Raw genomic sequence first — 9,800 nt, 5'->3', positions numbered from 1 at the left:
GTATTGCATCGATGCTGTCGAGTGCCTTCCTGTGGTCTGGGAGGATGTCAGCATATGCCTTGAAAGGGGCTATACGTGTGCAGGACTTGGGGCCTCGAAATAAACGCTGCATAAACATATGCTTGGACATCGCCCACAAGACAGGATACAGCCCACTAACACCAAGCGAGATCAAAGCCTTTGTGTCGACACGGAGTGGAGTCATTACTCGCCGAGAAGAAGGGCAAGATACGCCCATCGGGATTCAGAAAATAACCCTTTAACAGGGAAACCTCGCCCTTCAGGGCGGGGAGGAGGTCAGGTAGGGCGTATTAGAACTAGCATGAATTTACTGGGGGTAGCCTAGAAGCTTTTGAAGATTACTCGAGGAATAACCCTCTATTCTTTCCTCAATGAAAACTATTTTGGCCTTGGAACCAACCTCCTTTAATGACTCCTCGACCTTAGGCTTAAGCCATGTCTGATCGGCACCAAGGACGACATAGTCAGGCTTAACCCTTTCAATCGCACTTGCAAAGTTCGGCGGGTAATCGCCTAGAAAGGCTTCTTCCACAAGCTTCAGGCTGTTGAGTAGTAAAACTCTATCCGTTTCTTTCATTAAAGGTTTTTTTCCTTTGGTTTCAATAACCGTCGCATCCCTTGCAACAACAACGTAGACCTTTCCATACTCGCCTGCCTTCCTAAGAAAATATATATGGCCGGGATGAAGGAGGTCAAAAACACCTCCTACGAGTACTCTGTGAGTGGCCACGTTGTCTTGCGGTTTTCTCCACTCAAACTCAGCCTTGCCAAGCATTCTCAACGCGTCTAGAAGGCCTTCCGCGTAGGAGGCGCAAGCTATGGCTGTTAAACAGTCACCCAATTTAGAATAGTGTTGCGAGTCAGACAAATACAGTCTTGCCTGGTTAATCACAGTCTCAATGTCTTTTCCATCACTCGTAAATTTGAGTGTCTCTAACGCAGCATTGACGTTGCTTATATACTTCGAAGCCTTTTCCCGACAGACTTGTTCCATTCAATAAACACCTCTCGGCTCATTCGAAGCTTATACTGTAAAAAATCTATTTCTGTATCGTGGAGAATACCAGGGATAACTATAGAGTGGGGCGGCGCGGTTTTCTTAAGAGATATCGCTTCACTTATTTTACCAACAAAGACTTCTTCCGTTGGTGTAAGCGCTCGCGAAACAGCTATAATTATAGTGTCGGGGCTTATTACTCCCTCGCGGAACTTTTCCTCTAGCATCATGAGTAACTCTGCAGCCTCAGGAATACTCATATACTTATTCTCTTCAGCCTTTATGTCGAGTAGCAGCAGTGTATGTAAACCGCGATCTAGGTTGTCTCCTATAACCCTGTATGACGTGTAGGGATAAAAGTTGAATTCCTTCTGCGGATAAACAAGCGTGGCTACCCGTCCAAACTTATAGATGTGGAGTCCAGTTGAACACAAAATGGCATCTATTACTGATGGGGCTGGAATGATTTTTACTTCTATACCCCTCTTGTAAGCCTCCGCGACTAAGTATGCATGTGTCGTAGCTATAAGTGGATTTCCAAATGTAAGAAAGACTACTTTCAGTTTTTGAGAGGCTTCCAATATTTCTTCGGTTATACCGTTCTCTAAATCCTTGCGGCTAAGAGATCTTAGGGTTTTCCCGGTAATCTTCTCGAAAACAGATTTTGAGAAATCCGGTGTTATGCTTGTGTATTCTTCTAAGAATACGATATCCGCGGTCTTTATTTCTTCCATTAAACCTAGCGAAACATCACGTAAACCGTATAGCCCTAGCCCTCCTATTACAAGCATTAAGATAATTCGTGGTTATAGGCTCTATAAAATATATGTCAAAGAGGAAAACTCATTCTACCTGTTGGGCTTGATGGGCAACTTTATACCGAGCTTCTTTACAAGCTCCTTGTATCTGTTGCGTACAGTTACCTCGGTAACCTTTGCCGCCCGGGCAACTTCTTTCTGTGTACGCATCTCTCCATTCTGGATAGCAGCTATGTAAATGGCTGCCGCCGCAAGTCCTGCAGGATCCTTGCCAGCGGTAAGTCCTGCACTTCTAGCCTGTTCAATTATCTCCATTGCTCTTTTTATTGTTGAACCGGATAATCTTAGCAAAGAGCCGATCCTTGGAACAAAATCAGAGGCATTAGGGAGGGGAACCTTTATCGCTGCTTCTCTTAGCAAGAGCCTATAGCATCTTGCAACATCTTTACGTCCTGCCCTTGTGTAAATAGCTATCTCATCAAGTGTCCTGGGAAGCCTCATCTCACGGCAGGCTGCATAAACGGCTGCAGCCATCACGGATTCAATGCTCCGGCCTCTAACAAGGTTACTATCTAGTGCTCTGCGATATATCTCTATAGCCCTATCTAGGACTGATTTGGGAAGCCCTAGCTGAGCACCTAGCCTTTCTAACTCGACAACTGCTTGAGCGAGATTCCTCTCCATTGAGCTTTGAGCTCTAGCCCTTACCTGCCATTTTCTTAGTCTCAACATTTCAATTTTCTTCCTAAGACTTATCTCCCGTCCCGCCGCATCTCTTCCAGCCCAATCAATATCTGTTACAAGGCTCTCGATTCCAAATCTTGAAATGGGTGCTCCAACTCGGCTACGTCTCTCCCTTTCTTCTGGTGTGAAGGCTCTCCACTCCGCACCTCGATCAATCTCACGCTCACTCATCACGTATCCGCAATTCGCACAGATTATTTCGCCTCTTGTAGCATCATATATAAGTTTGGTACTTCCGCATTGTGGACATCTAAGCTCTAACTCCGCTTCGCCCGGCGATTCCTCCTCTCTAATATTCTTTTTTTCCATGTATTCTCACCCGAAATCTATTTAAGGATTTCTTTTCCAACCTATTTAAATCTTTCTATCCAAAAACTATATAAGCCTTCCTTTAGCCCTTCTTAAAAACAAAACCTCAACCCCCATTTTTTCGGCACGTTTCTTCATCTCTCGATCAGCGGTCGCTAAGATATACCCCCTTAGCCTGGCTTCACCAATTAAAACACTATCAATGTCTTCATGGGTGCCTGCAATCTTAATGTAACTGAAAAGATTAGGATTTGTTTTGAGAATCTGTTCAACCAAAATAATAGCACTTGCAGCAATTACGCCTTTTTTCGATGCCTTATCGGCTGAAAGTTTTTGGAGTTCATTATGAACAACATCTGGGATTACTACATGACATATTGGCTTCTCAGCGGGGAAAAGTACTTCGATCGGATTTAGCCTCTTTTCAACGATATACATGAGAACACTTGTATCGATAAGTACTGTTTTACACATATTACAGACAAGATCCCTAGTTAGAACCTCTTAATATTTCTAGTAAGCATCACAACGAGGCCTACTCAAGAGCCAGATAACTTTGACTTAATAAGTTGTATTTTATAATATTTTTTAGACGATGAGATCCAAACAAGAGTTTTTTCGCTTAAAAAGACGTATTCATCAATAATTTATACAAAAAATAACATAGCTTCAAAAAATATTTACAAGAATTTATTTATTCTTTCTCTACATATTCATACGAGCTAGATGCAAGAAGTAGCCATAAATCGAAGAAGAAAAGTTATAATCATGGGTGCTGCTGGGCGAGACTTTCATAACTTTAATGTCCTTTTTAGGAATGATTCTTCATATGAAGTTGTTGCTTTTACGGCTACTCAGATTCCATTTATAGATAATCGTAAATATCCTCCTGAGCTCGCAGGCCCGCTTTACCCTGAGGGTATACCAATTTATCCCGAACGTATGATTGAGGAACTTATTAAAAAGTATAAGGTAGACGAGGTGTATCTTTCCTACAGTGATCTTAGATTCCACGAAGTAATGGACAAGGCTAGTCGTGTTACTGCTGCCGGTGCTAACTTCATCCTCCTCGGGGCTGAAAAAACCATGCTGAGATCCGTGAAGCCCGTGATTGCTGTTACCGCGTCCAGAACCGGTGCAGGAAAAAGCACGATTACGAGGTATGTCACGCGGATACTAAGAGAAGCTGGAGTTAGGTTTACTGTAGTGAGACACCCGATGCCGTACGGAGATCTTAGGAAAAGTGTTGTCCAGAGATTCTCTACTTTTGACGACCTTGACTATTACAATTGTACAATAGAGGAGAGAGAAGAATATGAGCCGCACCTGGCTATGGGTAATATTGTGTATGCTGGTGTAGACTACGAGAAGATATTAAGAGAGGCCGAGAAAGAATCTGACATTATAATCTGGGATGGCGGAAATAACGACTGGCCTTTCTTTAAACCAGACCTTTACATAACAATAGCGGACCCCACGCGTCCAGATGATGTTTTAGGCTCATATCCCGGGTATGTAAACGTAAAGTTGGCAGATGTCATAGTAATCAACAAAGTAAATGCTGTTGAGGAAAAAGCCGTGGAAGTTGTGTTGAAGAGTGTAAGAGAGGTAAACGATAAAGCAAAGATAGTATACACTGCATCAGAGTTAAGCGTGGATGCTCCCGAACTTATAAGGAATAAAAAAGTAGTTGTAGTTGAGGATGGGCCTACGGTTACACACGGCTCACTAAGCTTTGCGGCTGGCTACAACGCTGCAAGACAATTCGGTGCCCGCGAGATAATAGATCCTAGACCCTATGCTGTTGGCTCCATCGCCGATGCTTACAAATTGTATCCTCACCTTGGACCTATAGTCCCTGCGTTAGGGTACTCTGAGGCACAAATTAGGGAACTGGAAGAGACATTGAATCGTATACCCGCCGACGCCATTGTAATGGGCACACCATCTGATCTCCGCCGATATTTGAAGCTAAACAAGCCTGCTGTCAGGGTTTTCTATGAAGCTCGAGAAGTATCGGTTCCAGGACTTAGAGAAATAATCCACGAATTTATAAGTAGCCGCTTAAAGGTTTAGCCACTACACATTCTAATTTCTATGTCTTCGATCATGTCGGAAAAGTACCTTGTATGGTGTATGTGATCGCATGAAGTATAATAAGCACTAATAAAAATATACCAGAATAGAGTAGTGATTTGACGTGAATGGTGGGGAGGAGAGAATACTCGTACTCTGCGTTGATCGAGACAATGACGTAGGCGATGTTCTAGGTATATCTACCCCTGTGATGGGCGAGGAGAATATCTTGAGAACGGCATTAGAATATATTTTGCGCCGCCCCGAGGACTCAGATTCAAATGCATTATTCGCAGCAGTCCAAACATACCGAGAACTAGTAAACAAGGGGTACAAAGATAGAGTCGAGATAGCCCTTTTAGCAGGTGAGACGCAAGAGGGGGTTGAGGCCGACATTAAAATACTACGAGAGCTCGACCAAATTCTTTCCAAAGAGAAGTTTACAGGAGCTATATTAGTCTCAGATGGACCAACTGATGAGGCAGTTGCACCTTTAATTCAGTCAAGGCTCCCATTGATCTCGATACGGAGAGTAATCGTCCAACAGTCTAGAGGGGTAGAAGAGACTTTTGTTCTCCTCGTTAATTATGTAAGGAAGTTATTCATGGAAGAAAAATATCGTAGGTTTTCACTCGGTCTCACAGGGGTTTTTCTAATAGTATATGTTTTCCTTTCAACACTGCTACCCCAGTTTCTCTGGCCTATTATCCTTGGCTTCACAGGATTAGTTTTAGTTGTGAAGGGCTACAACCTTGATGAGACCCTGCGTGGAATCTATTCCTCTAAGCCAATAACCTTTGCCGCGCTCATACTTTCCGCACTGCTGGTTTTGCTTGGAACAATACAAGGTGTTTCTGTTCTTGTACAAAACATCCCTAAGGGGTTTTTCGCTGCACTGGGAGATATGATGCTGGCATCTATTGGAGCGCAGTTAATTACTACGGATCTTTTCGTTTTAGCTGCAGCTCTCCCAATATTTGGAAGAATCGTAGATACCTTTATATCTTATAAACCTCCGCGAGTCTCAGATGCATTTGCATTGATGACAATCCTAATCTCTAGGCAGTTACTCGTTGAAGTGGCTAAGTACCTATCCGGTGGAGGCGACATCCGTGGAGTTTTGACGTGGTCCTTTATTGTGCTAGGATTCATTGTATTTTTCGTATCCATATTACCTCTCGAGAGACGTGGCAAGGGGTGAGTTTTACCACTGGAAGAAAAAAGAGTTATATTATTTTTCAAAAGAAATTTGAGTGACTGTAGCCGTAAAGATATTGAGACACTGGTTGAGGCTATTTTTATTTCCGGAAAAATGAGGCAATTATCCCCTAACATCATAGAGGTTTCAGGATTACTTGATATAGTCATGCTTGAGGAGTATGTATACAGGTCGGCGACACTTCAGGATGTATTTTTGGTCATAAAACATGTAGACCTTTCAGGTTGCCTTGACTTTATGGATTTACTCTGTACTAAAGGAACAGGAATAAAAGTTGAAAACCCAGTGATAAGAGTGCTAAGCATAGACAAGTTGTCAAAGTTACCTTCCATAACAGGTTCACTAACATGCCTTGAAGATATTCTCTCAATAGCTGACCAGCTTTCCTTTAGTAAAATTTATCCCTATGAGGGAAGACCTCACCTAATTATAAATTGTCTCGAGAAAAAAGGTTATCTGGGAGTCTTCCTGAAGAGGATGAGAAGGGATAGATTTATCTACCGATCACCCGAGAAGAGAGCGTTCATGCAGTATTCAGCTCTTTCACCAAGGATGGCTCTTTTCATGGTAAATTTATCCACGAGGGCTAAGGGTAGGGAAAAGCCCATGACTTTTCTGGATCCTTTCTGCGGCTCTGGCGGCGTCCTGATAGAGGCTGCTTTGCTAGGTTATTATGCCGTAGGACTGGAAATATTCTACAAACCTGTTAGAGGGGCCCGTCGTAATGTTATTCAGTTAAATCTTTACACAAATGTGGATCTTATATTAGCGGATGCATCACTTCCACCCTTTAGAGAGAAATCGTTTGATGCGATAGCCTTTGATCCTCCTTATGGACGACTTTCCCCGGTGAAGGGGCGAGAGTCTGTTGATCCTCTAATAAATTTTCTTTCCTCTGTAAGGTATATATTGAAGAAAAACGGCTCCTGTATATTCCTTTATCCAAGTGGACGTGAGACGGACAGGTTGACTAAAATGGGATTTACGGAAGAGTGTAAAATATTCGAGCACTCAAGGTTGACAAGATCTTTGTGGTGCTTGCGTGATGAGCGCCAGGGTCATGTTCTGGGGAGTTAGTAGCACAAGACCCTTTAAAGACAGATTGCCCCCTTGCATAATTGTTAAGATAAATACTAGGTTAATAGTGCTTGATGCTGGCGAATTATGTCAGGGGGCCTTTGAATACTTTCGACTAAGCCACAACTCTCCTTTAAGCATTCTTATCTCTCATCTACATGGTGATCACGTCTACGGCTTAGCTCCTTTGATTGAATCCCTGCAACTGGCAGGGAGGAAGACCCCGATTGAGGTGGTAGGACCTCTAGGACTAGAAGAAATTATACCTTTAAGAAACATAGCTAAAGCAAATTTTACTATAAGAGTAATCGAGCTGTCATCTCCTGAAGGCGTATTCACGATAGATGATAAAGAGGGAATCCGAGCCGTTTATGTTCAGAGCCCTCACTCACATGTATCCTACTCCTATATAATCGAAACAAAGGAAAAGATAAGGTTGAATGGTGAAAAACTTCAAAGAGAAGGTATACCGGGCAGGCTGCGCCGTAGATTAATCGAGAAAGGCTATGTACGTTTTCGAGGTAGACAATACCAGCTAGAAGATTTTATCTCGGAGAAGATTCCAGGATTAAAGATCGCTTATAGTGGCGACACCTTACCGAATGCAAGGTTCGGTGCGAAGAGTTACCGTGCCGACCTACTTATCCATGAAAGCACTTTTGCATTTCAAGATAGAGAGGGAAGAGAGGAAGTTGCACACTCCTCGGCTAGCGAGGCAGCATACCTGGCACGTCTGGCCAAAGTAAACATTTTAGTATTAACACATTTCAGCACCCGATACACTGATCTTTCCCTCCTCCTTGAAGAGGCAAGGCTTATTTTTGCACGCTCAATATTAGCTCAAAAAGGCCTGATAATTGAAATTTTTGTGAAGCGTCCTCGACTGATCCGTGTTATCTTCCCTCCGCCTAGTACCTAGCCTGCACCGACATGACAGCTTCAAGAAAGTTAGCCATTTCAGACACATCGAAAAGTTGCTTCTTCATTGATGGGTTTTCCTTCTTTAGTTTCAGGCGCTATCCAGTTTATAAAAAGCTCGGGATTACATTCGCCTATGTCTATCATCAGAGTAATAGCTCCTAGGGGACTCTCACCTATCTCGAATGAGCAAAAGCTGACACGCCCCTGAAAAGCTGCCTGTTTATTCAAGTGGAACTTGAAGACGTTTTCACTTCTCCCCCTTAAAATGTAACTCCGGGCTGCGTCAAGAATTCTCTGGGATCTCAATAGGTAAGCCAGTCTCTCTAGGGGTCTGGGAGACTCAGCAGAACATACCACTTCCTGGTACTTATCGTACCGATCCACGTGACATTCGTCCTTATTAAAGTCTAGTACGTTACGAATGGCTTTTAGAACCTTCTCTTCGGACTCTGTTGCATATAATGGTGCACGAGCCGTTACGCGCATGACTTACCCCTCAATTATACTTTCAAGTAAATTTTCAACTACAGCTGAAAGTTGCTCTAGAGTAATATTCTCGTTCACCACCATTATGTCAGCAAGTGCTATTACAGATCCTATACCGAAGTCGAGCTCACGTCTATCCCTCAACTCAAATTCCTCCCAAGTTTTGGGATCATCCTCCCTACCACGGCTTAATAGACGCTTAAACCTTGTACTCGGTGACGCGTGAAACGCCACCAGAACATATTTGGGAACCTTCCCCCTGAAGTAGTCGAGTTCCTCGAGACTTCGAAGCCCCTCGATTACTGCTAGCTTTCTCCCGGTTTGACAGGCTTTCTCAAAGGCTATGATGGCAATCGCGGCTTTTCCTAGCTTTTGACGTAACTCGGTTGCTATGGTTCCTAAGTTTTGATCAGTAACCTTTAGACCCCTTTCACGCGCGTGTTCTCGTACAATATCGCCCATGTTTATTACTGGTATTCCCCTACGAGATGCTGTTTTTCCAAAAATGCTTTTTCCTGAACCAGGCAAGCCTGTCACAAGCAATAGCTTCTCTATACTGCACAAACGTAACGTCACAAGCCAGAAGTATCGATAAAGAATAAAAATATTCTTTAGATTTAAGAAACTCTAATCGAACTCGCTTTTCTCTTCCCCTTCCTCTTTGCCCTTCTTCTCTTCTTTCTTGCTTTCAAGCTTGGAGGCACTTATTATATCGTCTATTCTCAGAATCATTGAGGCGGCCTCAGTCGCAACTTTTATCGCGTGGTCTTTGACACTGGCCGGCTCAAAGATTCCCTGTGAAATCATATCGGCTACACCTCCGTTATTCACGTCAACGCCGTAGCCCCACTTGGATGGATCCTGGTGAGCCGCTGTTAAATCGGCTATGACGTCGATAGGATCTAAGCCAGCATTTTCAGCCAGTGTCCTCGGAATAGATTCTAAAGCATTGGCAAAGGCCTCTACGGCTAATTGCTCCTTGCCGCTAACCTCTGTAGCATACTTCCTGAGTTCCTTCGCAATCTCGGCCTCTATAGCTCCACCTCCAGGAACTATGTACGGATGCTTCAGGACATCTGCTACAGCGTAAAGGGCGTCTTTGATGGAGCGCTCAGCCTCGTCGACAGCCCTTTCGAAACCGCCTCTGACGAGTATTGTCACGCTCTTGGGGTTGGGGCAGCCTTCAACGAAG

12 protein-coding genes are annotated in these 9,800 nt (G+C 43.6%); 4 read left to right on the top strand and 8 right to left on the bottom strand.

The window, feature by feature from the left end; genetic code table 11:
- The 5 genes from ACP5KC_RS06940 to ACP5KC_RS06920 all read right to left on the bottom strand — a co-directional run.
- On the bottom strand, positions 1-205 hold a 205-nt coding region (locus tag ACP5KC_RS06940; RefSeq protein WP_428287052.1), incomplete at its 3' end, for a hypothetical protein.
- A 123-nt stretch (positions 206-328) separates the two neighbouring features.
- The gene (locus tag ACP5KC_RS06935; RefSeq protein WP_273433837.1) at positions 329-1,015 is read right to left on the bottom strand and encodes a cytidylyltransferase family protein; all 687 of its coding nucleotides are present in this window, start codon (positions 1,013-1,015) and stop codon (positions 329-331) included.
- Positions 976-1,809 (bottom strand): diphthine synthase, encoded by an 834-nt coding sequence (gene dph5 / locus ACP5KC_RS06930; RefSeq protein ID WP_052884405.1) that lies wholly within the window; start codon positions 1,807-1,809, stop codon positions 976-978. The genes ACP5KC_RS06935 and dph5 overlap by 40 nt, the downstream gene beginning before the upstream one ends.
- Positions 1,810-1,866: 57 nt before the next feature.
- Entirely contained in the window at positions 1,867-2,829 is a 963-nt protein-coding gene (locus tag ACP5KC_RS06925) for a transcription initiation factor IIB (RefSeq protein ID WP_052884406.1), read from the bottom strand.
- A gap of 66 nt (positions 2,830-2,895) precedes the next feature.
- Positions 2,896-3,303, bottom strand: a complete 408-nt coding sequence (locus tag ACP5KC_RS06920; RefSeq protein ID WP_191118466.1) for a hypothetical protein — start codon at positions 3,301-3,303, stop codon at positions 2,896-2,898.
- A 252-nt stretch (positions 3,304-3,555) separates the two neighbouring features.
- Here ACP5KC_RS06920 and ACP5KC_RS06915 point away from each other — a divergent pair, with 252 nt between their 5' ends.
- The 4 genes from ACP5KC_RS06915 (at position 3,556) to ACP5KC_RS06900 (ending at position 8,120) form a co-directional block, all read left to right on the top strand.
- Positions 3,556-4,905, top strand: a complete 1,350-nt coding sequence (locus ACP5KC_RS06915; RefSeq protein ID WP_273433833.1) for a cyclic 2,3-diphosphoglycerate synthase — start codon at positions 3,556-3,558, stop codon at positions 4,903-4,905.
- Between the two features lie 124 nt (positions 4,906-5,029).
- Positions 5,030-6,106, top strand: coding sequence for a DUF373 family protein (locus tag ACP5KC_RS06910; protein ID WP_052884409.1), 1,077 nt, complete (start codon positions 5,030-5,032; stop codon positions 6,104-6,106).
- 48 nt (positions 6,107-6,154) lie between these two features.
- Positions 6,155-7,201, top strand: a complete 1,047-nt coding sequence (locus tag ACP5KC_RS06905; protein ID WP_424740560.1) for a TRM11 family SAM-dependent methyltransferase — start codon at positions 6,155-6,157, stop codon at positions 7,199-7,201.
- Entirely contained in the window at positions 7,170-8,120 is a 951-nt protein-coding gene (locus ACP5KC_RS06900; protein WP_273433830.1) for an MBL fold metallo-hydrolase, read from the top strand. Before ACP5KC_RS06905 ends, ACP5KC_RS06900 begins: the two co-directional genes overlap by 32 nt.
- Positions 8,121-8,158: 38 nt before the next feature.
- Here the strand turns inward: ACP5KC_RS06900 and ACP5KC_RS06895 are convergent, their stop codons facing one another.
- The 3 genes from ACP5KC_RS06895 to ACP5KC_RS06885 form a co-directional block, all read right to left on the bottom strand.
- Positions 8,159-8,608: an RNA-binding domain-containing protein gene (locus ACP5KC_RS06895; RefSeq protein ID WP_052884412.1), complete on the bottom strand. Its 450-nt coding sequence runs from the start codon at positions 8,606-8,608 to the stop codon at positions 8,159-8,161.
- 3 nt (positions 8,609-8,611) lie between these two features.
- A complete protein-coding gene (locus ACP5KC_RS06890; protein ID WP_236944853.1) occupies positions 8,612-9,184 on the bottom strand; it encodes an AAA family ATPase in 573 nt (190 codons plus the stop codon).
- 51 nt (positions 9,185-9,235) lie between these two features.
- Positions 9,236-9,800: TCP-1/cpn60 chaperonin family protein (locus ACP5KC_RS06885; RefSeq protein ID WP_424739245.1), on the bottom strand; the 565-nt coding region annotated here is incomplete at its 5' end.

This window comes from Infirmifilum sp., assembly GCF_049970975.1.
GTDB lineage: Archaea > Thermoproteota > Thermoprotei > Thermofilales > Thermofilaceae > Thermofilum > Thermofilum uzonense.
The sequence above is the reverse complement of the archived record's forward strand: the minus strand, read 5'-3'. Positions and strand labels throughout refer to the sequence as shown.